24 protein-coding genes, 1 pseudogene and 1 riboswitch are annotated in these 25,392 nt (G+C 40.5%); of the genes and pseudogenes, 13 read left to right on the forward strand and 12 right to left on the reverse strand.

Annotated elements, in window-relative coordinates:
* Positions 1-62: 62 nt before the first annotated feature.
* Entirely contained in the window at positions 63-485 is a 423-nt protein-coding gene (locus tag BuS5_RS06380; protein ID WP_027352765.1) for a type II toxin-antitoxin system VapC family toxin, read from the reverse strand.
* Positions 485-706 carry an AbrB/MazE/SpoVT family DNA-binding domain-containing protein gene (locus BuS5_RS06385; RefSeq protein WP_027352766.1) on the reverse strand — a complete coding sequence of 74 codons (222 nt, stop codon included), beginning with the start codon at positions 704-706 and terminating at the stop codon, positions 485-487. Before BuS5_RS06385 ends, BuS5_RS06380 begins: the two co-directional genes overlap by 1 nt.
* A 262-nt stretch (positions 707-968) precedes the next feature.
* Between BuS5_RS06385 and BuS5_RS06390 the strand changes: the two are divergent.
* Positions 969-1,415: pseudogene (locus tag BuS5_RS06390) on the forward strand (AAA family ATPase); the annotation flags it as partial.
* A gap of 14 nt (positions 1,416-1,429) precedes the next feature.
* Positions 1,430-2,077 (forward strand): ATP-binding protein, encoded by a 648-nt coding sequence (locus BuS5_RS06395; protein WP_198012166.1) that lies wholly within the window; start codon positions 1,430-1,432, stop codon positions 2,075-2,077.
* A 12-nt stretch (positions 2,078-2,089) separates the two neighbouring features.
* Here the strand turns inward: BuS5_RS06395 and hepT are convergent, their stop codons facing one another.
* A complete protein-coding gene (gene hepT / locus BuS5_RS06400) occupies positions 2,090-2,524 on the reverse strand; it encodes a type VII toxin-antitoxin system HepT family RNase toxin (RefSeq protein WP_027352767.1) in 435 nt (144 codons plus the stop codon).
* 677 nt (positions 2,525-3,201) lie between these two features.
* Here hepT and BuS5_RS06405 point away from each other — a divergent pair.
* Together BuS5_RS06405 and BuS5_RS06410 are read left to right on the forward strand one after the other, a co-directional pair.
* Positions 3,202-3,429, forward strand: a complete 228-nt coding sequence (locus BuS5_RS06405; protein ID WP_027352769.1) for a hypothetical protein — start codon at positions 3,202-3,204, stop codon at positions 3,427-3,429.
* Positions 3,411-3,815, forward strand: a complete 405-nt coding sequence (locus BuS5_RS06410) for a type II toxin-antitoxin system VapC family toxin (protein WP_035264133.1) — start codon at positions 3,411-3,413, stop codon at positions 3,813-3,815. Before BuS5_RS06405 ends, BuS5_RS06410 begins: the two co-directional genes overlap by 19 nt.
* A gap of 332 nt (positions 3,816-4,147) precedes the next feature.
* On the opposite strand, the gene BuS5_RS06415 is transcribed toward BuS5_RS06410, so the two are convergent.
* Positions 4,148-4,327 carry a hypothetical protein gene (locus tag BuS5_RS06415; protein ID WP_027352771.1) on the reverse strand — a complete coding sequence of 60 codons (180 nt, stop codon included), beginning with the start codon at positions 4,325-4,327 and terminating at the stop codon, positions 4,148-4,150.
* 76 nt (positions 4,328-4,403) lie between these two features.
* On the opposite strand from BuS5_RS06415, the gene BuS5_RS06420 reads away from it, so the two are divergent.
* Entirely contained in the window at positions 4,404-5,291 is an 888-nt protein-coding gene (locus BuS5_RS06420; RefSeq protein ID WP_027352772.1) for a metal ABC transporter solute-binding protein, Zn/Mn family, read from the forward strand.
* 63 nt (positions 5,292-5,354) lie between these two features.
* Here BuS5_RS06420 and pgsA read toward each other — a convergent pair whose 3' ends face one another.
* The 7 genes from pgsA to BuS5_RS06455 form a co-directional block, all read right to left on the reverse strand.
* Positions 5,355-5,930 (reverse strand): CDP-diacylglycerol--glycerol-3-phosphate 3-phosphatidyltransferase, encoded by a 576-nt coding sequence (pgsA, locus tag BuS5_RS06425; RefSeq protein ID WP_198012167.1) that lies wholly within the window; start codon positions 5,928-5,930, stop codon positions 5,355-5,357.
* A gap of 14 nt (positions 5,931-5,944) precedes the next feature.
* On the reverse strand, positions 5,945-7,147 hold the full coding sequence (locus tag BuS5_RS06430; protein WP_027352774.1) for a hypothetical protein: 1,203 nt from the start codon (positions 7,145-7,147) through the stop codon (positions 5,945-5,947).
* Positions 7,113-8,093, reverse strand: a complete 981-nt coding sequence (locus tag BuS5_RS06435; RefSeq protein ID WP_027352775.1) for a polyprenyl synthetase family protein — start codon at positions 8,091-8,093, stop codon at positions 7,113-7,115. Before BuS5_RS06435 ends, BuS5_RS06430 begins: the two co-directional genes overlap by 35 nt.
* Positions 8,090-9,424, reverse strand: a complete 1,335-nt coding sequence (gene rimO, locus BuS5_RS06440) for a 30S ribosomal protein S12 methylthiotransferase RimO (RefSeq protein ID WP_027352776.1) — start codon at positions 9,422-9,424, stop codon at positions 8,090-8,092. The genes BuS5_RS06435 and rimO overlap by 4 nt, the downstream gene beginning before the upstream one ends.
* On the reverse strand, positions 9,421-10,479 hold the full coding sequence (cobT, locus tag BuS5_RS06445; protein WP_027352777.1) for a nicotinate-nucleotide--dimethylbenzimidazole phosphoribosyltransferase: 1,059 nt from the start codon (positions 10,477-10,479) through the stop codon (positions 9,421-9,423). Before cobT ends, rimO begins: the two co-directional genes overlap by 4 nt.
* A gap of 2 nt (positions 10,480-10,481) precedes the next feature.
* Positions 10,482-11,801 carry a phosphomethylpyrimidine synthase ThiC gene (gene thiC, locus BuS5_RS06450; protein WP_027352778.1) on the reverse strand — a complete coding sequence of 440 codons (1,320 nt, stop codon included), beginning with the start codon at positions 11,799-11,801 and terminating at the stop codon, positions 10,482-10,484.
* 95 nt (positions 11,802-11,896) lie between these two features.
* Positions 11,897-12,080, reverse strand: a riboswitch (cobalamin riboswitch).
* A gap of 20 nt (positions 12,081-12,100) precedes the next feature.
* Positions 12,101-14,032 carry a hypothetical protein gene (locus tag BuS5_RS06455; protein WP_198012168.1) on the reverse strand — a complete coding sequence of 644 codons (1,932 nt, stop codon included), beginning with the start codon at positions 14,030-14,032 and terminating at the stop codon, positions 12,101-12,103.
* Between the two features lie 1,352 nt (positions 14,033-15,384).
* On the opposite strand from BuS5_RS06455, the gene BuS5_RS06460 reads away from it, so the two are divergent.
* The 7 genes from BuS5_RS06460 (at position 15,385) to BuS5_RS06490 (ending at position 23,771) form a co-directional block, all read left to right on the forward strand.
* Positions 15,385-16,377, forward strand: coding sequence for a glycyl-radical enzyme activating protein (locus tag BuS5_RS06460; RefSeq protein ID WP_198012169.1), 993 nt, complete (start codon positions 15,385-15,387; stop codon positions 16,375-16,377).
* Between the two features lie 186 nt (positions 16,378-16,563).
* A complete protein-coding gene (locus BuS5_RS06465) occupies positions 16,564-18,468 on the forward strand; it encodes a B12-binding domain-containing radical SAM protein (protein ID WP_027352781.1) in 1,905 nt (634 codons plus the stop codon).
* Between the two features lie 102 nt (positions 18,469-18,570).
* Complete coding sequence (locus BuS5_RS06470) at positions 18,571-19,092, forward strand: hypothetical protein (RefSeq protein ID WP_051374530.1); 522 nt, start codon at positions 18,571-18,573, stop codon at positions 19,090-19,092.
* Between the two features lie 117 nt (positions 19,093-19,209).
* Complete coding sequence (locus BuS5_RS06475; protein ID WP_027352782.1) at positions 19,210-20,310, forward strand: radical SAM/SPASM domain-containing protein; 1,101 nt, start codon at positions 19,210-19,212, stop codon at positions 20,308-20,310.
* 96 nt (positions 20,311-20,406) lie between these two features.
* Positions 20,407-21,282: a DMT family transporter gene (locus tag BuS5_RS06480; protein WP_027352783.1), complete on the forward strand. Its 876-nt coding sequence runs from the start codon at positions 20,407-20,409 to the stop codon at positions 21,280-21,282.
* The gene (locus BuS5_RS06485) at positions 21,261-22,511 is read left to right on the forward strand and encodes a radical SAM protein (RefSeq protein ID WP_027352784.1); all 1,251 of its coding nucleotides are present in this window, start codon (positions 21,261-21,263) and stop codon (positions 22,509-22,511) included. The genes BuS5_RS06480 and BuS5_RS06485 overlap by 22 nt, the downstream gene beginning before the upstream one ends.
* Before the next feature lie 3 nt (positions 22,512-22,514).
* Entirely contained in the window at positions 22,515-23,771 is a 1,257-nt protein-coding gene (locus tag BuS5_RS06490; RefSeq protein WP_027352785.1) for a radical SAM protein, read from the forward strand.
* 74 nt (positions 23,772-23,845) lie between these two features.
* On the opposite strand, the gene BuS5_RS06495 is transcribed toward BuS5_RS06490, so the two are convergent.
* Positions 23,846-24,286 carry an FKBP-type peptidyl-prolyl cis-trans isomerase gene (locus BuS5_RS06495; RefSeq protein ID WP_027352786.1) on the reverse strand — a complete coding sequence of 147 codons (441 nt, stop codon included), beginning with the start codon at positions 24,284-24,286 and terminating at the stop codon, positions 23,846-23,848.
* Positions 24,287-24,872: 586 nt separating this feature from the next.
* Between BuS5_RS06495 and BuS5_RS06500 the strand changes: the two genes are divergently transcribed.
* Complete coding sequence (locus tag BuS5_RS06500) at positions 24,873-25,208, forward strand: hypothetical protein (protein WP_027352787.1); 336 nt, start codon at positions 24,873-24,875, stop codon at positions 25,206-25,208.
* The last annotated feature ends 184 nt before the right edge of the window (positions 25,209-25,392 follow it).

The raw sequence follows: 25,392 nt of genomic DNA on the forward strand, positions 1-25,392 counted from the left end.
ATAAAAAGAACTATTTTAGTCAGAATATATTGTAGCTGGCTGGCATGCCAAATAGCACAGTTTCAGCACGTCCATCCTTTATCAGGATGTATGAGTTTAAGCTGGGGAAAATAGGTTTTATATTTTGTTGAATCTCTGGTTATTAAAACAAATTTTGATACAGTTGCATGTGCACCTATAAAAAAATCAGGTAAGGGTAATTTTTTTGTTCCTTTGTGTTTTCTATATTTAAGGAATACTTTACCTGTCAGAAAAAGCGCCTCACGAGGAATTTCCAATACTTTTATACCGAGCTGAGAGATAGCCTTTTCTGCCTCCTCGATTTTATTAAAACCAATTGATACTTCAGTGTAAACAATTGAATTTATATACAAAGTATTGGTTTGGCTGTATTTATCCAGTATATTTTCCGACCAGTCAGCCCAATTATGATCATCTGTGAATAAATCCAGCAATATACATGAATCAACAAAGACTCCATTCATTATGATTTCCTTGTGAGGTTCATAATTTCGTCAGTTGACATTTTTGCTGTCGCTATTCCTCTAAGTTTTTTAAACTGCTTTGTAATTTTAGGTTTATCAGCTTTAACTATGTAGAACCTTCCATTATCTTCTCTGAAATCAATCTCAGTTTCAGGCATGATACCCAATACCTCCCTTACATTTATAGGAATTGTAACTTGCCCTTTTGTAGTAACACGCATAGTTTTACCTCCCAAGTAAATGGTAATACCACTATAGTATTACCATTATGCGTTTGCAATACTTTTTTTGACGGGTGCAATATGAAAAAGTTATTCGATTATCAGCCCTGAAAGGGCTATACATACCATCCCGGGGCAACGCCCTTGGATTATCTTGTATCTGCCGAATAAGTATGCTATTTTTTGCACCTGACATGCAAAAATGGAAACAGTGATTTGTTTTTTTCAGGCTCCCAAGTAAAGTTTTTTTTTCTTCGGGCCAAGAGGAACAGGCAAATCAACCTGGCTTAAACAGCATTACCCCAGCGCCGAAACGATTGATCTTCTGGCTCCGGAGGTGTTCAGAGCTTATTCAGCAAGACCGGAACGATTACGCCAAGTGGTGGGCGGGACGGAGAGTAATAGAATAATTATTGATGAAGTACAAAAGGTTCCTGAACTCCTGGATGTAGTGCATGAGCTTATTGAGGAAGGGAGAGGCCGTCAGTTTGTTCTCACCGGATCCAGCGCCAGGAAATTGAAAAGAACAGGTGTTGATCTTTTGGCCGGTCGTGCAATTGTAAAAACAATGCATCCCTTTATGGCTGCTGAGTTTGGAGAATCCTTTAGCCTGGCTGAAAGTCTGCGCATCGGGCTGGTGCCATTAATTACCAGTTTTCCTGATCCACAGGTAACTCTATCCTCGTATGTCGCTCTTTATTTTATTTAAAAGAAGAAGTACAGATGGAAGGAGCTGTGCGTAATATTGGGGCATTCAGCAGATTTTTAGAAACAGTAAGCTTTTCTCATGGCAGCATATTGAATGTCTCGGAAGTGGCAAGGGAATGTCAGGTCAAACGAAAGACCGTTGACAACTATCTTGCCGTCCTTAATGACCTGTTGCTCTCTTTCCGGATCCCTGTTTTTTCCAGACGAGCCAAGCGCCGCCTTATTTCTCACCAAAAATTTTATTATTTTGACAGTGGCGCCTTCCGGTCTTTGCGGCCAACAGGCCCCCTGGACAGCCCTCAAGAAATTGACGGCGCAGCGCTTGAAGGCCTTGTTGCACAGCACCTGAGAGCCTGGATTGCATACAGCAATATGAACTGCAGGCTCTATTACTGGCGCACAAAATCAGGTGTTGAGGTGGATTTTATACTTTATGGCCAGGATACCTTCCTGGCCATTGAGGTTAAAAATTCTGCCGGGATTAACAACAAAATGCTTAAGGGGTTGAATGCCTTTCTAAAAGATTATCCTGAGGCCAGGGGTCTCCTTCTCTACCGTGGCAATGAACGACTTTTAATAGATAATATCCTTTGCCTGCCCTGCGAGCAATTCTTGAAAAACCTGGTTGCGGGTCAAATATTAATCACGGAATCCCTTTGTTGATTTGAATATTATTTAGTACTTCTCCCATTCAAGGAAATCAGTGATGGAATTTAAAATTTTTTTAAAATCGACTAAATGTTCCTGAAGTATTTTATATAATTGCTGATCATCGACTTCCCAATATAGGTTTACCAGACGGTTTCTGAACTTAGCCATGCTCCTAAGCGCATTCGAAAAGTCCGCGTCAATAGCGCCGGCCTCCGCCATTACTTTGAACGTATCAGCATAATTTTCAGGCATCCGATAACCATTACGGGCAATAATATGGTTGCACATATCGATAGTCGATTCAATCGCAACGATAAAATGATATTTCGAGCTTCCAATCTTGTCCTGATCGCCAAGAAAGTCTTTTTGAGACAGCTTCGATATTTCCCGAAGTCGAATAATGCTTTTTCTCAGCTCAGAGACTAATTTAAGGATAATATCCTGGTCAAACAGGGGCATTGATTACCTCGTTTAGATACCGTTTTCTAAAAATAGAAAAATCGAAATACTGTTTTAAGACTTTTCCCGTAAATTCAGCCCGGAGATTAGGATCCTTGTCAATAATAACCTTACCATGCCGATTTAAAAAATGGTTCATGGCTTTAAGAACAATGCAATCTGAAGATTTGAAAGATATTCAAAGTATTTGCAAATTTTTTTCCTATCTTTTTTTGGCATCTTTCAATTTTGGTTTACACATTTTAAATGTTGCTTTTCGCCTGGTTCCCATGCTCCAGCGTGGGAACCCATATGGTATGCGTTCCCATGCTGGAGCGTGGGAACGAGAAAACTACTTTTGAAGTGATATGAAGGACTATACTATTATAACATCTGCAAGGTGTGCGGAAAAAGGTAAGGGCTCGCGCAAAAATAATTTTACATCTTAAGCGTCGATGCATCCTGCCTGACTGCGTTACGAAAGCGTATGAATATCTTGATATTCCTACGCTTTCTCGCCTTGCCGGCCAGGCGCCTCAACACTTAAAATTGCGAATTTATTTTTGTGCGAACCCTAAGAAATTGATTGACAACTGTGGGGGAGGTTTGAGATATTTTAAAAAAATACAATTGAATAGCAACTCGTAACATCGTCCCCCCATTATGGAAAACTATGTTTATTATGTGAGGACAAAATCATGTATGCGGAACGTTTGATACTTGAAACAGACCAGTCCGGTACCCTGAAGCATGTACCGAAACTTCCACCCAACAAACAACTGGAGATCATCCTCCTGGTGCTTGACGATGCGCGGGGGGGGCAGCCCATGCGTCGTAGCCCCCATCCGGATATCGCCGGCAAAACACGCATCCTTGGCGACATTATCAGCAGTATTCCTGAAGATGATTGGGATTTGCCCAAGTGATTATCCTGGATACTCATATATGGCTCTGGTGGGTTAACAGCGACGTTGCTGCGCTCGGGGCCAATCGAAAAGAGTTGATTGAGGCTGGTAATGCAGTAGCGGTTTCCGCAATCAGTTGTTTTGAAGTTGCCTGGCTTGAGCGTCATGGTCGCATCGTGCTACCTTGCGACAGGAGCGCTTGGTTCGAAAAGGCGTTGCATGGGTCTGGAATTATGCTTTTGCCCATTACACCGCAGATTGCTGGTATGGCGGTTGACCTTCCCGAACATCACAGTGACCCACAAGACAGAATTATCATTGCGACTGCACTGGCCCATGAGGGACGGCTGATGTCAGTGGATCGTAAATTTCCACTTTATGAAGAACTCGCGCGTCGTTTGCTGTGATAATTGGGAACGTAGCCAATGAAAATAAAAAAAATCGTAACCGTTCACGGTTACAAGCGGCATAATTTTCTGTTTATAAATTGAATCTCAGGCCATCAACGTAAGGCGGGACAGCTATTTTGGTGGATTCGTCGCTTACGCTCCTTAATCCACCCTACGGTTCAAGAGCAACGTAAGTTTGTAGGGTGGATTAAGCGAAGCGAATCCACCGAAACCTGCTGTATTTTTCAATCGTTAACTGTGAACCTATAACCGTGAACGGTTACAAAAAATCAAATGGTCTAAAAAAGGCAGAGCCTTGAGAACAGGCAGGGTTTCTGCATCTGAAATTGTCAGTTTAACGCCGGCTTTTCCTGTTCCTTAATCTCAGAAAATGCGGAATCAGGCATCTCCCTGTCTATTTTGCCGGTAAGATAAAAAGCTTCGTCAGCTTGCCTTGTGGAAATCTCGAAATGCCTCGATTCCAGGAAGCGTGTGACATTCGGCCTGGCGGCCTCATTGTCCACAATCACCCTTATTATTTCCGTTACAAAAAATAGCTTGCAGTTAATTCTGCAAATCTATAGGAAATAAAACGAGGTATATAAAATGAATTTCTGTCAACATAAAACAATTTATTACTGTTTGATTATTTTTATTGCAATAATGCTGTCAAACAGATTAAACGCTGCTGAAAAACCATCAAAGCCTATACCCGTATTTGTCAGTATCCAGCCCCAGGCATATTTTGTTAAACGTATAGGAGGCGACAGGGTCACTGTCGATGTGCTTCTCCAGGCCGGGAAGAACCCGGCAACTTATGCGCCCTCTCCGGCACAAATGTTAAAACTTGTAAAAGCAAGGGTATATTTTCGCATCGGTGTTCCATTTGAAAATTTTCTTGTTCCCAAGATTGCGAGCTCATCAGAGCATGTCCGGATTGTGGATACTCGAACAGGGATTAGGCTGAGAAGGATGGGGGGGGGCAACCATCATCAAGAAGGTGGAAATGACCCGCACATCTGGATGAGCCCTGTACTGGTAAAGATACAGGCTGAAACAATATATAAAACACTTGTGTCCCTCGACCCGGAGGGCAGGGTAGAATATGTAAAAGGTTTGAACTCGTTTTTATGTGATCTTGATGAATTACATAAAAAAATTTCTCAAGCTCTTGCAAATGTAAAGGGGAAATCAATTTTTGTTTTCCACCCGGCCTTTGGATATTTCGCCGATACTTACGGCATAAGGCAGCTTGCTGTTGAAATGGAAGGAAAAGCACCCAAAGGAAAAAATCTATCTATATTTATCAAAAAGGCAAAAAAGGAAAGAGTGCATGTGATATTTGTACAACCGGAGTTTGACCATAATGCCGCCTCAAAAATTGCCGGTGCAATAGGCGGCGTTGTGGTTTCGATTGACCCGCTTGCCATGGATTATATAAAAAACCTGGAAGATATGGCAGATAAGGTTTATGGGGCTTTAAAGAGTAGATAATCAGGGAGTAGATAATCAGGGAGTAGATAATCAGGCTGAATGAAGTTCAGCAAAGGATATTATCTATTTATTCGTATGGTTGTTAAGCGTGATACTCTGTAATATTTTAGACCCGATGGCAATATAGTGAAGTCCCGAAGTTACCGTTAAAATGGCAGTAAGCCAGTATATTAAATTGCGAACCAGATATGCTTTTGTGAAATCAGGATCAAGCAGGATGAAAAAAATTGTGGACAGCTGAGCTGCGGTTGTACACTTGCTGACGAGCGTCGGTTTGATTGGTGTCTTGATATCAAGGACGGTAAGAATCGCAATGCCTAACAGGATTAATATATCACGACTTATAACAATGACCGCCATCCAGCCCGGCAGGATTTTAATCACAGCTAAAGAAACAAAGGCAGAGGTTAAAAGAATTTTATCAGCTATTGGATCAAGGTAGGCTCCAAGGTATGTCTGCTGGTTAAAAAATCTTGCAAGGAAACCATCCAGGCCGTCACTTATACCTGCTATTGTAAAAACAATAAGCGCGCTTGATAATCTGTTTTTTGTTATGAATATAATGAAAACAGGTACAAGGAGTATTCTGATTACAGTTATCAGGTTGGGGATATTAATAGTAGCGTTAGTTTTTTTCAATGCAATAGTATGGTTTAACCAGGAATCAGTTCAAGTTTTAAATAGTTTTCAGATACTTTATCGATACTTATACCGAACATGACAAATGTTTTCAACATAAGAGCATCAGCAAGCTCCCTTGCGCTGCCTTGAAACAACACCATAATTGTTGTCTCGCCGGGTCTGATAAGCTTTGTTTGTACATTTTTTACTCCGGGTATGGTCTCTAAAGTTTTTCGAAACATTACAAAATTGGAAAGATCATCTGTCCCCTGCACAAGAATTTCCAGCACTTCAGCCTCTTTCTTATCCTGCAAGGCGGCAATGATTTGAACTGAAAGCTCCTTCGCCGCAAGCTGTCCTGCATGGGAAAGTGCTTTTTCAGCCCCTTTGGTTTCATTAGAATCGACTGCAGCAGCAGCCTTTTTGATTGCAGCAATCTCAGCCCCGGTATCTGTGCGTAAAATACGTGCACTAATAATACCTTTGAATGATCTGATGTTTGAGCCCATGATATTTATTGTTTTGCCGGCAACAGCATTTCCGATAACAACGATATCGGCATTTAAAAGAATTCCTATGTTCACAGCCTCTATATCACTAAGGTTCATTGGATAAGCAATTGTATCCCCATCCAGTGACGGCATCCTGATCCCGTGTTTTATAACAGGAAAGCCCTTATCAGCCATGGTTGCCGCCATTGCTTTCTCCACTGTCGATTCAAAAAAAAGCATGCCGCGGCCCCACCAGTATTTGGGAATGGGATCATTTATATTTTGTTCTGTTACAAGAAATAATATTTTGGGAAGAGGCGCTTTGCCAAGCAGTATCCCCTCCTCGACAAGTCTTTTTTCAACTCTGTCGACGGATACATTGGCCTGAACCATTACCCTGTATCTGTTTCCTGAAGAGACCTCGGCAAATACCTTGTAGTCAGTGATATACCGGTCTGTATGCCCATAAAATATTTCATTCAACTTTTGAAAATTATGGATCAACAAATCCCTTGATATTATTTCTGACAGCACTACTTCTAAAGCGGAAACCAAACTGTCGGCAATGGCCTGTTCCCTGGATTTGGAAATATTTTCATCACAGGCTCTCCCGGTTCCGATAACATCAACGGTAGCTGTTCGCAAAGCTTCCGCAGGAGCTGCCAGCGTTAAAAATAGGCCGCATAATATTATTACAGCCAGTCTTATTTTATGCTTTTCTATCCATTGCATAATCGGCAACATTCAACAGGGTCTCCTTAGTTTTCGAAGGTGTAAAAATATCAAGGGAATTTTTTGCTTTTTCAACATACTCCGACGTCAGTTTTTGGGTATAGGAAAGGCCTTGATACTTTTTTAATAAGTCTATTAATTTATTGAAATCATCATCGTTAAAATTTTTATTTATGATTATTTTTTCTATAAACCTGCGGTCTTCCGAATCGGTTTTATCTAAAGCATAAATAACAGGCAGTGTTAATTTTCCTTCCCGGATGTCTGCCCCTGTCTTTTTCCCAAGGAGTTTTGAATCAGAAGTGTAATCAAGAAGGTCGTCAGCCATCTGAAAAGCAATGCCGAGATTCATTCCATATGATGCAAGGGCGGCTTCCTTATCCTTTGCGGCGCCGGCAATAAGTGCGCCTGTTTTACATGCCCCCCGGAACAATACGGCTGTTTTGCATTTTATAATCTTCATATATTCCTTTTTCGAAAGATCTAAGCGTTCTTTGTTCATTAGCTGAAAAATTTCCCCCTGGGACATATATTCCGTAATTTCAGCAAGAACCTCGACAATTGCGGATATCCCTGTTTTTGCAGCTATGGAGAGTGAACGCGCCAGGAGAAAATCGCCTGTAAGCACAGCGGCTGAATTACCCCAGATTGAATTTGCAACAGGTTTGCCCCGTCGTATTGAAGCGCCGTCAATAAGGTCGTCATGTAAAAGTGATGCAGTATGCAGATACTCAAACATTGAGGAAAGGGTCGCATAATTTTTTTTTATATTACCACAGATTCCGGCCGACAGAATCATCAGGAGGGGTCTTAATCTTTTACCCCCCGCAAAGAGAATATGGCCGGCAATGTCTGAAACCAGGTCGAAATGGGGATTTAAATTAATCCTGACGGCTGTTTCAATATCGGCAATCAGGCCTTCAGTTTCAGATATTATCTTTTCTTTAAGGCTGTTCATATAGCCTCACCTGTAAGATCATATTCATTGGTCCCTGTAATCCTTACCATGGCAAAATCTTCGGCATGATGGTCGCGGTCGCCTGCGGAGATATTCGAATTGACATATGTTATGCCGTCTACTTCCGGAGCCTGGAAAAAGGTGCGCCCCTTAAAATTATCCCTGGTTAATTCTTCTTCCAGCAGTATTTTGTAAATTTTGTCTATATGCATCCGGTTATTTTCAAGAGATATTTCCGCCTGGCTTGACATCAGTCTGTCATACCGTTTTTTTGACTTTTCCTTATTGATATGATCAGGCAGTCTGTGAGAAGAAATATCCTCTGAATCCGAGTATATAAAAGCGCCCAAATTGGTAAAACGGATTTCCTGGATAAAACTTAAAAGCTCCTGGAAATCCCGGTCCGTTTCACCGGGAAAACCCGTCATAACCGTTGTCCTGAGAGCCGCCTGGGGATCTATCAGCCTTATGCTTTCAAAAAGTTTATACAAATCATCACGAGTATATTGTCTACCCATCCTTTTCAGCACTGCATTGCTCGCATGCTGAATCGGTATATCATAATAAGAACAAATATTGTCATGTCGTGATATGGTGTTTATCAAAGTCTCATTAATGCTCTCCGGGTGAGAATACAAAACCCTGATCCATATATCATCAGATATTTTTGATAATTCTTCGAGCAGTTTTGCCAGGTTATCACAGGATGTCAAATCCCTGCCATAGTCGGTTGTTTCCTGGGCCACCAGCAGTATTTCTTTTACTCCGGCAGATATTAAGCTATCCGCTTCCGCGAGGATATCTGTTATTGAGCGGCTTTTTTGTTTACCACGCAATTTTGGTATTATGCAATAAGTACACTTTTTATCGCAACCCTCTGCTATTTTAATATAGGCCATGTGGGAAGTGCTAAGATACCTTGAATCATCCCAATTCTGCAGCGGGAGTAAATCAGGCCGCGGCAAATGACAGGAACCCGGGGCAAGAGATCCGGCAATCGCTTCCAATATTTTATCAAAAGCGCCGGTTCCCAGGAAAATATCGACTTCAGGCAGAGCCTCCGTAATTTTTTCTCTAAATCGTTCCGGCAGGCATCCGGCTGCAATAAGCTTTTTACATTTCCCTGTTTGCTTAAATTCTGCAAGCTCAAGAATGGTATCTATAGATTCATTAATAGCAGATTCAATAAAGCTGCAAGTATTTATTATTATTGTGTCAGCTTCTCCAGGATGCTCAGTTAATACAAAACCGGATTTCAAGAGTTTTCCGAGCATAAGCTCGGTGTCAACCAGGTTTTTTGCGCAGCCTAAATTGGTGATATGCAGCTTCAATGAGCACCCTTTATTCCGACTTCTTCAAAGGTTTTGATTTCAGCCAGCACACGGGTTGCAGCGTCTAAAATCTCCATGGCTACCGCAGCGCCCGTACCTTCTCCAAGTCTGAACTTTAAATCGAGCAAAGGCGACAACCCGAGCCGGTCAAACATAAATTTGTGACCAGCTTCCACTGAATTGTGGCTTGCAAAGAGATATTCTTTTGTAAGCGGCGCAAGCTCGCATGCAATAAGAGCCCCGGCTGTGGAAATCAGACCGTCACAAATAACAGGGATCTTCCGGCCGGCGGCTCCGATAACGAGTCCGGCCAAAGCGCCTATTTCAAATCCGCCTAATTTTGAAAGCACATCAACAGGGTCATCAGGATTCGGCTTATGCAGCTCAATCCCTCTTTCTATTACCTCGATCTTATGCTGCAGCGTCTTGTCATCTATGCCTGTGCCCCGGCCTGTAAGTTTTTCAGGCTGAATACCTGAAAAAGCGGCTATAATCGCAGTTGACGGGGTTGTATTGCCGATACCCATGTCCCCGGTTCCGATTATATCGACGGGGCCCTGTTTTAGTAATTCATCAACTATTTCTATACCCGCTTCAATAGATCGTACTGCCTCATCTCTTGTCATTGCAGGTTCCACAGCCAGGTTCCCGGTTGCTTTACGGATTTTTTTATGAAAAATCGGCAGATCCTGCTCAAAATCATGGTTCACCCCAAGATCAGCCACAACTACCCGGGCTCCGGCATGGTGTGCCAGCACACTGATGGAAGCTCCGCCATTTACAAAATTATAAACCATCCGAGCTGTAACTTCCTGTGGGAAGAGGCTTACTCCTTCTGCGACAACACCGTGATCACCGGCGCAGGTAACGATAACCTTTTCGGTCAATCTAACGTCTAATACGCCTTTTATGCCAGCCAGTCTGGCGGAAAGCGGCTCCAGAACACCGAGGCTTCCCGCCGGGCGGGCCTGCTGAGCAAGACGATCCAGGGCTTTTTTGTATATAATTGAATCCGTAGATTCAATCCTGTTAATTGTCTTCTCAAGTATTTTCATTTTTATCTTTGTGTTGAAACCTTGTCGCCTGCAATATCAGTCATAAAGACTTCCATTCCTTTTTTCATGGCACAAAAATCACCGCACATAGTGCATGTCTCTTCTTTGGAAGGCTCCCTGCTTTGACGTACAGATCGCGCCACATCAGGAAACATCAAAACCTTTTCAAGGTCTCCCCAGCGCATATCGCGTCTGGCTTTTGCGGCTTTTTTTTCATTTTCACGCCGATCAGGATATTTAGATATATCTCCGATTCTCACTGCGATACGAGTCACCCTGACACCTTCGCGCACGTCATCCTCATTGGGCAGGGCAAGGTGCTCAGCCGGGGTGATGTAACAAATAAGATCGGCTCCGAATCTGGCGGAACTGGCGGCGCCGATCGCAGCTACAATATGGTCATAACCTGCGCCGGTATCTGCAGGGAGCGGGCCTAGAACATAGTAGGGAGCATTACCGCTCATCCTCTTCTCAAGCATTATATTACCCTCAATCTCATCAAGGGGCACATGGCCCGGGCCTTCGACCATCATCTGGCATCCCATTTTTCTCCCTTCTTCGGCAAGCTCACAGTTTATTATCATCTCAGCCATTTGAGCGCGGTCATGGCTGTCGTGTATGGCTCCGGCCCGTATGCCGTTGCCGAGTGAAAGAACGGCATCATATTTTTTCATTATTGCGCAGACCCTGTCAAACTGTTCATAAAGAGGGTTCTCCCTGCCTGTTCTGTCCATCCAGGCAACCATGAATGTACCCCCTTTTGATACCAGACCACCATATCTATATCCCTGTTTGCGCAGTCTTTCAATCGTATATTGGTTAATACCGCAATGGATCGCCATAAAGCTTAAACCATCCGCCAACTGTTTTTCAATAAGATCAAATAGATATTCAGGGTCGAGTTTGCCTGGATCTTTGTATTTCCGGGCCGCTTCACAGAATGCCTGGTACAGGGGAACGTTCCCTACAGGGAGGCTGGTATTTGCAAGAACCGCCCTGCGGATTGCATCAAGATCACCGCCGGCGGAGAGTTCCATAAGGGTATCGGCTCCTTCTTCCCGGGCTGCTTTGGCCTTGCGAATTTCAGCATCAATATTACATATATCCGATGAAGTGCCTATGGATGCATTAACTTTGGTTCTAAGCCCTAGGCCTATACCGACAACATTCTGATTTATACGGCCGGGATTATTCGGGATAACGATTTCACCGGAAGCCACCCTCTTTAGTATAATTTCAGGTGAAAAGTTTTCATCTTTCGCGACCTTTTTCATCTGGGCTGTAATAATTCCTTGTTGTGCGAATTCAATCTGGGTAGTCATAATTATACTCCTTTTTATAAAATATGACCCGCCGGAAATTAAAAAAGGGCTCCGGCAGAACATAACTGTTCTACAGAACCCTTTGCCATCGAATTCTACAAAAAAATTCCCTGGTTCGTCTTCTGACTTACTGATAACAATCGACAGCGCCTTCCCAGGTTATTTTTCATAACCCAGTGACAGCAAGAAAATTTGCAAGCAATCGATATTTCAGATTACAGCGGCGGGACCGCCACGGAATTGCACCGTGTTCCGTTAACCAAGTAAAAAATTTAATTTATCTTATGATAAATAAGAGGTCAAGATTTTTCATGTAAGCCGCCCGGTTTAATTCTGTTTTCTGTTACTGATAGATTTTTTATTTCTGAATATAGAAGATGTAAAGTTTTCTTACTATCATCCAACCCACTTAGAATACTGGATTTTGTGTCTTCAAATACCTCCTTCAAATCAGTGAATAAGCTGTAATAATAGTTGATTCCTTCATTTAGATTCTTTGCAAAAGTTAACAGGTATTTTCCTTGTTTCTTTGTCATGGAAACTTTTGTTTTTTCTATTTTATTTTTTAGAAAATCAATGTAAATTTTTAGTTCTTTTATAAACATATTCGGACGATCGGTTCTTGTGATCATATTCGCTCTGCCGTAAATATGATCGGTGATTTCTTTTAAGCTCATTATTTTTGAGAAATACGCCATATTTGGACCCGGACAAATAGAGACTCCATCACCTTCAGCCTTCGTATCTATTTGATTCACCAACAATGCAGACGTACCTAACCCCACACAAAGACATGATTTATCAACTATTTTTTTAAATTTATTTTGGTATTCATCAGAAGATAGTCCTTCATTATCAAGTTTTTTTATTTTTAAATGTTGGTATTGACGTGAAGCCGTACAAATTTTGTTTTCAGTAAACTCTTTATTGGAAACAAGATATTTTTTAGGGCATGGACTACCAGGTTTTCCTTTTGCAATAAAAGATAATTTTGCAAGATCTTTACTGTTCCCTTTAAGATTATTGAAAGGAACGCCCAAAGGAGAGATATTGCTTAAATACAAATCATCTTCTTTAGCTTCTCTCAATTTATTCATAGTCGGCTTATCAACGTTAGTTACCTCCGGGACTAAAAGAAAAGGGGAGCCCCATCCAATGGAATCAAGTTGATAATGTTCGATTAAAAATTGATGTTCTTCAGCCGTACCAACACCACCTTGAGCAGTAATTTTTAACGGTAATTTTTTTTCAGGTATTGAACGGTTTTTGTTGGAAAGCGCCTGAACCAAGATTTCGTAAATTAATTTCATCAGTTCTTTTCGATTATCCCTGAATTCAGCTAATATAGGTCCCAAGAGATACCCATCTGTTGCAAAAGCATGTCCACCGCAATTAAGTCCTGATTCAACTCTGTATTCTGAAACCCACAGTCCTTTTTTAGCCAGAAATTTACCCTGGATCAAAGCCGATCTGTAATCACTGACCTTTAAAACAATTTTCTTTTTTAGTTCCCCATTTTTATCAGGATGGAAATCTTCAAATTGCTCTAAATAGCTATATAATCTAGGATTCATTCCTGCCGAAAGTATTATGGAAGATTTTAAATCGCTATTCGCATACCCCCTGAGCGCAGCATGAGCGTCATTGTATTTTATGGGTAATTTTTCATCATTAATATAGTTCCCCTTATCAATCTTGGTCATAATATTTACATCAATACTGCCCATTGACAAGTTGTCTTTTATCCAGTTTCCAACTTCATTTAAATCAAAATATTCTGCCGTTAACCTATTGAATTTTTGATTTATGCTTGAACTGTCAGGTAACATATTGAGGTATTCTTTTATCTTGTTACCTTTCTCAATAGTGACTTTTTTTAATTTCTCAAATTTTTTTTTTGCCAGGTTGTTCATTAAATTAAGATAGGACGTAATCCTTTTTGCTCTGAAATCCTCGGTTTTTTCTGTAATCTCATTATAAGGAATTTCAAATTTATCGCAGTACATCTTTCTTAACTTTTCAAGTAGAATGTCATCAACTAAAGAAATTACAGAATCAATTCCGTATTGAGAAACCTTTAATGGAGTATCAACAGTAAATCCGATTCCCATTACAGGAATATGGAATGAATGTGTTTTTGTCATATTTCCATTATTTCCTTCCAGTTCCCTTATTATTAATGTTTGTGAATAAACAATCTTAGGTATCCACCCTATGTCTGCAATTACCATTTTTTTTAGTCACATATCGAATTGATTTGTTGAGTTTGCAAACCATCAGAGCCTGAGCAACGCAGCTATTGAAGTTCAGTCCATTAAATTTATAACTTTATGAGGTATATATATAAAATTTTATTGATTGCCAAGAAGATTATTAACATCTTATACTTTGGATCCAGTAAAAAATAATAGAAGGGCTTGGCGGAGGGTATAATATTGGACAATATTGGCCGGTATTGACAAAATGACCGTTTTTTTTTGTTCTGTTTATATCTTCTATAAAAATTATTTTTTTGGGATAAAACCTGATCCAGGCGGCTGCTGTTGCCAACTGGTTAGGAAATTATATAGATTATCACATAAATAATTTCACTGCGTTATCGATCGTCGGAGTATTATCATACGCCTTTTTCCCCTGATCTTATGGATTAATTATTTAAAAAGCCATAGTTAAATAAAAGCTGTATCAATATTTCGGCATTGTTTTTGCAAATTTTATTCTGCTCTATTAGCGCAACAGGTCTGGGGACAATTTTATATGACTCAATATTATAATATTCAGACCTTGTAAACTGAATTCGTTTTTGGTATCATATGTTGAATAAAAAGTGACGGTTTACGGTTGAAAATAGAACTGTAACGCCGGCAACACAGTAGAAACAAGGCATGCCTTGTCTCTACAGCCCGGCCGCCATCACCACAATTTCAACAACAACTCAACTATGGGAACGGAAACGGAAGCTCTGACAAAAATGTCAGCCGTAAACCGGCAACCGTGAACAGTTACAATAAAAAGTTACCATCTGTGTGGTTAACCGCTGACCGTTTAATCGAATGAGCTATAGATTTCCATTTAAATAATTTTACAGCGGTATCGGTCAAAACCTTCGGTCAAAGTACTGCAAGTACGCTGCCCCCCAGGTTTTCCCTTATATACTTGAGAAATTAATTATCTAAAAATCTATACAGTTTGAAGTTAACTAGTGCCTGAACGAAAAGCTGAAATTGTCATATTTACGGTAGGTTAAGGATGTTTTCCAAATCGAAGTTTTTGAGCCGTTAGCCGTTAGCCGTTAGCCGTTAGCCGTTAGCCGTTAGCTGTTAGCTTTTAAAATCAAACAGATAGTTCCTTGAGCCAATAGCTAACGGCTAAATGCTAACAGCTTTTCGAAAATTTTCGTTTTTTGAATAATGTTTAACTATCCTAAATAGTATCTGTTTTTAGTTTTCGTTCAGGCACTAACTAAAGTTACTGGATTTTATTAATTTTATAAAATGATGGTGCCAAACGATCCATCAAATCCAGGCGCTTTATACTTACTTGTTATATTATCAAAAGGATTATAAAAAGGAGGGTTTTTTTGGTGGAAAAACATGAATCTCATAATAATGAAACGGAAGATAATGAACCGGAAGAATTAGATCTTAACGTATCTGACGATACCTTGGGTGTGATTACAAATGTTCAATTATTTTCAACAAATGACGGGCCCGGGATAAGAACAACCGTGTTTCTGAAGGGCTGTCTTCTGAACTGCAAATGGTGTCATAATCCCGAGGGGATGTCTCAATACCCTGAAATACTGCCTAAAGTTATTAATTGCACAGGCTGCGGTGAATGTGTTAAAGCCTGTCCAACAGGAGCAATTAGTTTTCCTGAAGAAAAAAAACTGCGCATTGATAAAAATTTATGCATCATGTGTGAAAGCTGTGTGGAAGCCTGCAAGTTTGACGCTTTGAATATCTTTGGCATTTTTATCAGGGCCGGCGATCTATTGGATGTTGTTGAAGAGGACCATGTGTTTTATGAAAAATCCGGAGGCGGTCTCACTATTTCAGGCGGCGAGCCAACAACAAGGTTTGCGTTTACCCTTGCATTATTAAAAGGTGCCAAGGGACGGGGTATAAATACCGCGCTTGATACATGCGGGTATGTGTCATGGCAAAAACTTGATGCGCTGACCGATTGGGCCGATGTTGTTTTATATGATATAAAACATATGGATCCGGCAGTGCATAAGGATTTTACAGGTAGAGATAATGCTTTATGTCTTGAAAACGCAAAAAAGCTGTCAGCCAAAGGGATTCCCATGAGGATCAGGGTGCCCGTTATTCCCGATCGTACGGATATTCTTGAAGCTTTAGCCAAAACAGCGGAGTTTGTTGAAACGCTTGATGAGACCGGGCAGATTCTTGGTGTGGACTTGCTGCCTTATCATCCATACGCAGGAGCAAAATACAGACTTTTTGGTTATGATTATCCTTTCCCTGCTGCGAAAGAGTTTTCGGATGATGATATTTTGAGTTTTGTTGAATTGTTTACCGAGAGGGGCCTGGATGTAACTGTCGGTGGTTAGAAACTTGTTGCAGCGCTCAGGCAACATATTATTGATTATATAGATTTGAAGGTGACCTTCCAGCATAGATGCGGAATGCCATGAATTTTTTTGAGTCTTATGAATTAAAAATGCCAAAGCCCGGGTTAATAATCGAGCCTGGGAATATATATATTCTAAATATTTTAAATATGCCGAGTAGAGTTTATGTCCTTATTTGTTTTTTTAACCCAAACCAACAGTATCGCAGCTGAATATTTTGCCGGATTAATACGGGGCGAAGGCGTTCACCGTTTTGAAATAGTTCCTAATATTGAAGCAGTAATCCAGCTTCGACCTGATTTCGTTCTGATTACAGTTTACGATCAGTTAGCAGAACATATTCTTGCCCGGGAATGGGTCAAAGAAATTAAAGATAGGTTGCCGGCCACCAGGATTATACTCGGAGGCCCTGCTTTTAAAAGCAGACCGATATCTTTTTTCAGGAGCTTGAAGGCCGATTATGCCCTGAGAGGTGAAGCCGATTTTACCTTTAGTTTGCTAATACAAGAGATCACTAAAACAATACCGGATTCAGAACGATTAAAAAATATTCCCGGCATTATGTTTCTGAAAGACGGCCGCCTGTTTATGAACGGCGAATACCCCCTTTTAACCAGGAATCAACTCGAAGCGCTTGATTTTTCACATTATTGTGATTACGGAAGTGATATGGTCTCTGTCTTTACGGAACGTGGGTGTCCGTACGGGTGTACTTTCTGCTCGCGGGTACTCGGCAAAAGGCTTAGGTTTCTTTCGATAGATCGGATAATAGCTATCCTTAAAGAAATCGCTGAAAATCGTGATATAACGAGGGTAATGTTTTCCAATGACAATATGATTTATAACTTAAGGAGGGCAAATAAACTATTTGGCAGAATTATTGAAGAGGGATTGAATAAACGTTTCACCTTTTTGATTAACGGCAGGATAGATAATTTCATATCAAATGATAAAAAATATGCGCCCCACAGGATTAATGTTGAACTTCTTGATCTGCTGCAAAAAGCTGGAGTGAAAAAGATATCCTTCGGCACGGAATCCTTTAATGATGCGGATATTGTAAGGCTGAAACCGGAAGCGCGTTATACTGCTGTTGATGCAATGCGTTTGACCAGAAAGTCAGGAGAAAGGGGGATTACGGTTGTACATTTTGTCATCTGGCCGAGTCCTGATGCGTATCCGGAAGAGGCCATAGAGTCAACCTGCCGAAGGTTCTTGGTAATGGAATCATATAAAGATTTTATCGAGATCAGCGCAGTCTTTATTAACCCTGTTAAAATAGGTCTTGTTCGTGGGTCTCCTCTGTATGATCGTGCTGTCAAAAAAGATTTTCAGATTAAAGAGTTATCTGACCCTGATGAAGGTATAATTGATATTGAGTTCGTCGAGGGTTTGGAAAATATCTCTTTGCAGAAAGCAGGCGGAGAGGTATCGATCCCATTCCCCACACCGGTGAACCGTTTTCGGACAACTGCCGATCCCTTTATGAATCTGCTGCTGCTGGAGGAAGAGCTTGAGACGTTGATGCAGAATCAAAGTCGTTCCGAACTTGAAGAAAAAAGGTTTCGCAAGCTTTCTAAAAGCATTAAGACTTACAGGAAGCAGGTTAACCGAATTAACCGGATTATCAAGAATATAAATGTGGAGACCAAAGTTCGGATAAAGGCCCTGCTCAGAGAAATCGGGGGCTTGGGGCGCTTTCTGCAGGAGTATGCCGGCCTTCCCATGCAGAAGAAAAGGGAGAGGCTGGGCATGATTTCCGAGTTTTTTAACCAGGCCTCCCTGCAGGGCCCTGCCAATGTTTTGGAGGCGGATACGCGGCAGATTTTTTATATGCACGTAGTTGAAGCCATAAGAGAGCTGGTGGTAAATTCTAAAAAGGAAAAACAGATTATCCGTAAGTATAAAAGGTTTACCGATAATATCCTGATTAACAAGATGATGAATGCGAGAAAGAATACTCCTTTACATATTTTTATGAACTGCCTTGAAAAGGATCTTCCCCTGGACAGACCATCTGTTAAAATATTAAAAAGACATTTAAAAAAATATGAATTGAATCCCTGGTAGGAAGCTTGAAGGTAAAAAAAATAAAACAATTACGAAAGCGCTAAAACAGGGCACGAAATTATTTTTATGAAAACCCATAGTATAAAATTCAGGAGTTAAAACATGATTGTCGATCAGCCTCAATCTCATTTTATTTTTGGTTATCATTCTGAAATATATAAAGGATATCAATATGTTGCTTATCAAGGCAAAGCGTTGACCAATCGGGAATATCTTGAACATTGGGGGAAATGGCTTATTTCCGGAGATAGAAACAAGCTTGATGCATTGGCAATCAGACTGGATCCATATGTAGAATCCGGTCTGATTGCCTGCTTTAAATATGACCGTCGGCCTCTTACTAATTTAAGACTGCAGGAATGTTTTATGTGTGTTTTTTGCGATGATCGGAATCGGGATGAGATCTGGAAAATATTAGCAATCCAGGGAGAAAGGCTCAAAGCCTGGATTCATGATCGGGAAACCGTTAATATGTGGCTGCCCGGGGGAAGATTGCTGGAGAACTGGATTCGGTCTGAGAAACTGGATGAAATTAAAGCGGAAGAGGTTCGGAATGATTCCAGGGGCAGATTTTCACAAATCCTGGATTATCCGGACAGGCCTTTTGCAGGCTGGCCGCAGTAGGATATTTTTATAACCTGACGTGTTTTGTAACCGGCTTGGAAAGTAAAATTTTCTTTTACGTTTGTTCAGCCGGTCAAGGCAGAAATTTTGGAGGAGACGCTGACAGCGATTTTATCAATGAATTTTTTAGAAATAACTAAAAAAAAATATTACGATGCGGTTAAAAATCCGGTTCCTTTAATGGTTGGTTTCAGTATAACCAATGCTTGTAACCTTAACTGCAAGTTGTGTGGTGCAGGTGCCGGAGAGCCTGTTGAAGGCGAATTGACCACCAAAGAGGCTAAAAAGGTTATTGACAACCTTGCCGGCTCGGGGATTAGTCATCTATCCTTTGGGGGCGGTGAACCCCTGGTACGGCAGGATATTATTGAGCTGGCCGCTTATGCTGCTCGCAAGATAGATAGTGTTGGCATAGTTTCCAATGGGCTGGCCCTGAACAGCAACATGGCCCGCCGGATTGCGAGTGCTGGTGTGAAACAGGTCATGGTAAGCCTGGACGGGGTCGACATTGAGACCCATGATGCCAACCGGGGCGCCGGGAGTTATGCCCAGGTAATCGCAGCTATGAAGAATTTGCAGGATGCCCGTCTGACGGTGCGCATTTCCTTTACTATTTCCCGAACCAATTGTCATCAGCTTCCTGGAATGATCGAGATTGCAGCCAAATATGGCGTTAATCTGAATGTGCAGGAATTTTTTGCAAGAGGCCGGGCCGCAGGTCAGGACTCCCTGATCCTAACCAGGAGGGAGCGCCGGGATATGCAGCGCCTCCTTTATAAAACCCAGGCTGAACGAGGGGCAGGCTCAATTGGTTTTGAGAACCGCTATATTATCTCCGAGGATAAAAAAGGGCAACGAATATGTACCAATTTAAACCTGGGCACCAATTTTTATGATTTTTGTGTTGGCTGCTTTGCAGGAATATACTCATTATTTGTATCTCCCACCGGTGAAGTAAGACTTTGCGGCGGATATGGTGACGGTTTGCTGGGGAATTTAAAGGAAACGCCTCTCTCTAAAATCTGGCAGGACTCAGAAATTCTTAAAGAGCTGCGGGACCGTGAAAAGTTGACCGGCCGGTGTGGAAAATGTTCCTACAAATATATCTGTGGAGGCTGTCGGAGAAACGCCTACCATATGCAAAAAGATGTCTTTGCGGAAGACCCCCTTTGCTGGCGCGGTCGTTCTGAAGAAAAATTGGATAATATAGATTTTTAGATAATGACATGATTTTAAAATTTGGCACAAGGCCAGAGGGGTAGAGACGCAAAATTTTGCGTCTCTACTGTTATACTTCGGAAGGAATAGCCCGGTATGATTGAAATACATTGTGCAGTCTTTTTATTCGGCCTGGCCGGTTTATTCGGAAAGTTTCTTTCGTTGCCGCCCTTGCTGATTGTTTTGGGACGCACCGTTTTCGCCTCTATATGTTTAATTTTAATAATAGCTTGTCATAAAAAAAGTTTAACAATTAAATCCGGTAGGGATTTTAAAATTCTGGCAGCGATGGGCATTATTCTATCAATTCATTGGGTTACTTTTTTTCATTCTATCCAGGTTTCAACAGTGGCGGTAGGGTTGTTAACCTTTTCAACTTACCCTTTTTTCGTCACAATCCTGGAGCCTTATTTTTTTAAGGAAAAATTAACCTTTTTCTCTGTTTGCCTGGCGGTTTTGGTTTGTATCGGGGTAGCGTTGATCATTCCTTCTTTTAGTTTTAGTAATAATATTACCCAGGGTATTTCCTGGGGCATTTTGTCAGGATTTACATTTGCTGTATTATCGCTGTTAAACAGAAAGTATGTTCAAACCTATTCACCCTTAATAATAACATTTTTTCAGAATTCATTTGCCGCGGTTGTTCTTTTTCCATTTCTGTTTTTTGAAGAATGGGAGATCCACACCGGAGATATTTTTTTTTTGATGGTTCTGGGTATATTTTGCACGGCCCTGGCACATACGTTGTTTATTAGTGGTTTGATGCATGTAAAAGCACAAATTGCAAGCATCGTGGCCGGACTTGAACCGGTCTATGGAATTATATTTGCGTTGATCCTGTTTGGTGAGGTTCCATCGCTTAGAACTTTGAGCGGTGGTGTTTTAATCATGGGAACGGCAGTCCTGGCAACTTTGAAACAGGTTCCAAGGGTAGGGAGTAAGAATTATTTATGGAAACAGATATTGAAATAAATTCAAAATATCCGATATTGAGCCGGTTAGAGTTCAGTGCGGGAATTCGTAAAAAAAAAGAGGGATTGAAAAATCTTTTCGAGATTGACAACCATGAACTATCCGTCTGGGCAAAACCTCCCAGCGGCAAGATAGTGTCGAAGGGATGCCAGGCATGCCGGGCTGGAAGATATTTATGTTTCTATGTCGGAAAAAAATGTAATGTGGACTGCATATATTGCGCTCAAGGTACAAAACAGGAGAAGTGGAATCAGCCGGAAGACCCTGACCTAATAAATGACAAATATCATCTTACGGAAATTATGGAAATGTTTAATAATCCGGATGCAATATGGGCAGGTCCCAATGTCCGGTGCATCGCTTATTCGGGCGGGGAGCCTTTTATATATCTGGATAAAGTTTTAAGTTTATCATATTTCGTATCCAGATATTACAGCCATATCTATCAGATGATAATTACAAACGGTTTGCTTGTTACCGAAGATAAACTAAAGGCGCTGTACGACAATGGAGTAAAAGAAATAAAATTTCATATCGGAGCAACAAATTTCAGCAAAAAGGTTCTTGATAATCTGGAAATGGCCAGTGGAATTATGGATTACGTAAACATAGAGACACCGGCAACTCCTGAGCTAAAGGAGTTTTTGATTGACAAGAAGAGAATACACTGGCTGGAGAATGTCGGTGTATACCAGATAGGCATGGGTGAACTTGGCTCCACTTCTATTTTACATTTAAATAAGATAAATGAGATTGGAGACAAGCGGGTCATAGAATATTTTCAGAAACTTGGCCAACTTTATGTTTGTGAATCCGTTATTGGGAAATCGACAACCGCTAAAGATATGTCGGAAGTTTATATATCTCCAATAGTTTCTAAAGAGATTATGTATGATATAATGAAATATGCAGTGGAGAATAAGGTAGATGTTGTGATAAATGATTGTTCCCAGGATGCCAAGCATTTTCAAAGGTTTCAGAGAAATGTTATTGAACTCACGACAAGCATGGCGAAAAGTGCTGCTTTTCAGCCTCCTGAATATATTCAAGGAGAATTGGCAAAAATCGAATCACAAAAGATGAAAATGCTGGAACAATACAACGGACCTCAGGCACAGGACTGGCTGAAACCGTTAATCCGGCGGACCACCCGCAAAGACGAAAATGGCTGGCATATTAAACTGGAAGAATTGGCAAAATCAATTATTGATTATCTGGAGAAAGCTTAACTGATGATTTCTTTAAAAGACATAAATATAAATAGTCCATATCCTATATTAAGCCGGATGGAGTTTCTTGAAAAAATTTACAAAAGACGGGAAGAGCTGAAAGATTCACTTGAAATTTCTGATGATGAATTATCCGTGTGGACTAAAACTCCAAGCTCCAAGACTCTGTCAAAGGGCTGTCAGGCCTGTAAAGCCGGGAAATGGCTGTGCCTGTATATGGGCAAGAAATGTAATATAGATTGTGTCTATTGCGCCCAGGGCACAAAGCAGGAGAAAATGATGGATCCGGAGCGTCCGGATCTCATAAATGATACATATCATATTGAAGACGCTAAAAATATGTTCAATGATCCAGAGGCAATTTGGTCAGCTAAAAATACAGGTGGCATTGGCTATTCCGGGGGCGAACCATTCATATATCTGGACAAGGTTTTCAACCTGGCTCATTTTATTTCTACATATCATAATCACATTTATCAGTGGATATATACGAATGGTCTGCTTGTTACTGAGGATAAGCTGAAAATGCTTTATGATGTCGGTATAAGAGAAATAAGATTCCATATAGGAGGAAGTAATTTTAATCCCAAAGTCCTGGATAATCTCAAAATTGCGACAGGAATAATGGATTATGTAAATGTAGAGACCCCTGGATGCCGGAAGCTCAAGGAGTTTTTGATTGATAAAGAGTGGATCTACCGCCTGGAAGAGATGGGTGTGTATCAAATGAATTTTGGAGAAATGAGCACGGTGGGAGTAAACGAAATGCAAAAATTTCTCCAGGGACATAAAAGAGTCATTGAATATTTTCAGAGAAATCAAGTCTATGTTTATGATTCTTTCCTGGGCAGATCTGTTCTGGACCGGAACTTGTCCCAGTTTTATATATCCCCGATGATATCCAGGGAAAGCACGTATGATATCATGAAATATGTTATTGATAATAAAATAGATATATTGATCAATGATTGTTCCCAGGATGCTAAACATGTTCAAAGGACCCAGAGAAACCTGAGTGAGCAAAATATAAAAATAGCAAGTGAAAATATTGATAAAGGCGATGAGTACATCACCAAACTTCAAAAAGATAATAATGAATTAAAACAAAAAATGGTAGAGGAGCATAAAAAACCTGATATGCGGGGATATGACATGAAGTCAATAATCAAAAGTGTCACAAGGCAGGTTGATAATAAGTATCAACTTAACCTGGAGGAACTGCAAAAAGAGATTGGGAAATCAGCCCAAATTGAGTGGTAATAATTACGAATTTAAAATAGGGGCACGATGCATCGTGCCCCTGCGGGCCAACATTGGTGCTCATTTCGATGAGCCTAATCTTTGCCATCATCAGGCAGAATATCCATCAATGTAATCTCAAAAGTAAGAGTTTGACCGGCAAGTAGATGGTTGGCATCCATAGTTATCTTATCTTCATTGATATCTTTTATATAGGCATCAACGACATTTCCCTGATCAGATCTACCCTGCATCAATTTTCCCTTCTTAGGTACAAAATCCGGTGGAAAGTCTGATCTGTTTATTATGAATAAAAGTTGATCATTATATTCCCCATAAGCATCCTGAGGTGCAATTGTAATAGTCTTGCTCTCATTTTTTTGCATTCCAACCAGGCTATTTTCAAATAAAGGCAGCATAGTTTTTTTACCAATTTTAAATTTAATCGGCTCCATCGAAGAATCAAAAATCGACCCATCATCAAGTTTTCCGACAAAATGGACTTCTACGGTATCACCTGTTTTTGCTTGCGTCATTTGTAACTCCTTTTATTAATTTTATTTCAAGCGGAATTTTAACTTATAGATTTTTGGATAATTACCTGAGGGAGGCGTACTGTTATAGATTTTTAGATAATTATCCTATTTTAAAATTTGGCACAAGGCCGGGTGGCGTAAGGGTTCAAAATCTTGAACCCTTACGCCGACGACCGATAACGCAGTGAAATTATTTATTTGAACATCTATCAATCTTATTAGAAAGCATAATTGAAGATGAAACGAAAGTCAAAGAACTTTTCCAGGGTGCAATATAAAAAAGGTTACACAAGGTTAAAATTTTATGCATTTATATAATATTATGGTATAATGTTATATAATTGGATTGAACGTATAGCAGGAGCCGGATAAAATGATTGACATAACAGCAGAACATGATTAATTTGTTACATTAGGTTTTTAAAAAGGGGTATCCTTAACCTGATGTTACTGATGACGGGGCATGGGAATGAAAAAAAGCATTGAGTTTTCCCCGGTAATTTAAATATGCAACTGTAACAAGAATGAAAGCTGCAGGTTAAAAAGGATTTGTACCCCCTAACATTTTATTAAAGGAGATAAGAATATGTCTAAAGGGGATAAGGATATGTCTGAAACACGTGATTATGGATTATGGGATGAGGAAATGTGGGAGATCTGGGAAAATCCATCTGGTTATTATACCATAGATAATAACCGTTTTGAATATGGTACGGTTGCTGAAACAGATACTGTGTGGTTACGTCCCGAAGGCAAGGAATCACCCGTAGTTGACTCAAATATAAGAAGAAATGATCCAATTTATGTTAATGGCACTGATGAATTTAAAGCTATGGTGGAAGCCGTCAGGATGATTTGTAATATAAGAAACGCAAAAGAAGCTGCTAAACAGATATCGGTTATAGCTTCCGCCATGACTTGATTATCAAGTATGCTTCTAAAAAAATGCCGACTTGAATTGTTTGGGATTAAAGAGGTGATATAGATGCCCACGTAAATAATTTCATTGCGTTATCGGGCGTCGGAGTAGGGGTTCAAGATTTTGAACCCCTACCACCTCTGGCCTTGTGCAATTAATTATCTGAAAATACTATAAGTATCTCATA

The organism is Desulfosarcina sp. BuS5, from assembly GCF_028752835.1.
In the GTDB taxonomy this organism is placed as follows: Bacteria; Desulfobacterota; Desulfobacteria; order Desulfobacterales; family BuS5; genus BuS5.

What these genes read in the sequence shown, in the direction of transcription:
- BuS5_RS06395 (WP_198012166.1), top strand. Translation starts at nt 1,430, where the DNA reads ATGGAAGGAGCTGTGCGTAATATTGGGGCATTCAGCAGATTTTTAGAA.
- BuS5_RS06430 (WP_027352774.1), bottom strand. Translation starts at nt 7,147, where the DNA reads ATGTTGCCGATTATGCAATGGATAGAAAAGCATAAAATAAGACTGGCT.
- BuS5_RS06475 (WP_027352782.1), top strand. Translation starts at nt 19,210, where the DNA reads ATGAATTTTTTAGAAATAACTAAAAAAAAATATTACGATGCGGTTAAA.
- BuS5_RS06465 (WP_027352781.1), top strand. Translation starts at nt 16,564, where the DNA reads ATGTCCTTATTTGTTTTTTTAACCCAAACCAACAGTATCGCAGCTGAA.
- BuS5_RS06480 (WP_027352783.1), top strand. Translation starts at nt 20,407, where the DNA reads ATGATTGAAATACATTGTGCAGTCTTTTTATTCGGCCTGGCCGGTTTA.
- BuS5_RS06455 (WP_198012168.1), bottom strand. Translation starts at nt 14,032, where the DNA reads ATGGTAATTGCAGACATAGGGTGGATACCTAAGATTGTTTATTCACAA.
- BuS5_RS06405 (WP_027352769.1), top strand. Translation starts at nt 3,202, where the DNA reads ATGTATGCGGAACGTTTGATACTTGAAACAGACCAGTCCGGTACCCTG.
- BuS5_RS06435 (WP_027352775.1), bottom strand. Translation starts at nt 8,093, where the DNA reads ATGAACAGCCTTAAAGAAAAGATAATATCTGAAACTGAAGGCCTGATT.
- hepT (WP_027352767.1), bottom strand. Translation starts at nt 2,524, where the DNA reads ATGCCCCTGTTTGACCAGGATATTATCCTTAAATTAGTCTCTGAGCTG.
- BuS5_RS06490 (WP_027352785.1), top strand. Translation starts at nt 22,515, where the DNA reads ATGATTTCTTTAAAAGACATAAATATAAATAGTCCATATCCTATATTA.
- BuS5_RS06495 (WP_027352786.1), bottom strand. Translation starts at nt 24,286, where the DNA reads ATGACGCAAGCAAAAACAGGTGATACCGTAGAAGTCCATTTTGTCGGA.
- cobT (WP_027352777.1), bottom strand. Translation starts at nt 10,479, where the DNA reads ATGAAAATACTTGAGAAGACAATTAACAGGATTGAATCTACGGATTCA.
- BuS5_RS06420 (WP_027352772.1), top strand. Translation starts at nt 4,404, where the DNA reads ATGAATTTCTGTCAACATAAAACAATTTATTACTGTTTGATTATTTTT.
- BuS5_RS06385 (WP_027352766.1), bottom strand. Translation starts at nt 706, where the DNA reads ATGCGTGTTACTACAAAAGGGCAAGTTACAATTCCTATAAATGTAAGG.
- BuS5_RS06380 (WP_027352765.1), bottom strand. Translation starts at nt 485, where the DNA reads ATGAATGGAGTCTTTGTTGATTCATGTATATTGCTGGATTTATTCACA.
- BuS5_RS06500 (WP_027352787.1), top strand. Translation starts at nt 24,873, where the DNA reads ATGTCTAAAGGGGATAAGGATATGTCTGAAACACGTGATTATGGATTA.
- BuS5_RS06470 (WP_051374530.1), top strand. Translation starts at nt 18,571, where the DNA reads ATGATTGTCGATCAGCCTCAATCTCATTTTATTTTTGGTTATCATTCT.
- BuS5_RS06485 (WP_027352784.1), top strand. Translation starts at nt 21,261, where the DNA reads ATGGAAACAGATATTGAAATAAATTCAAAATATCCGATATTGAGCCGG.
- thiC (WP_027352778.1), bottom strand. Translation starts at nt 11,801, where the DNA reads ATGACTACCCAGATTGAATTCGCACAACAAGGAATTATTACAGCCCAG.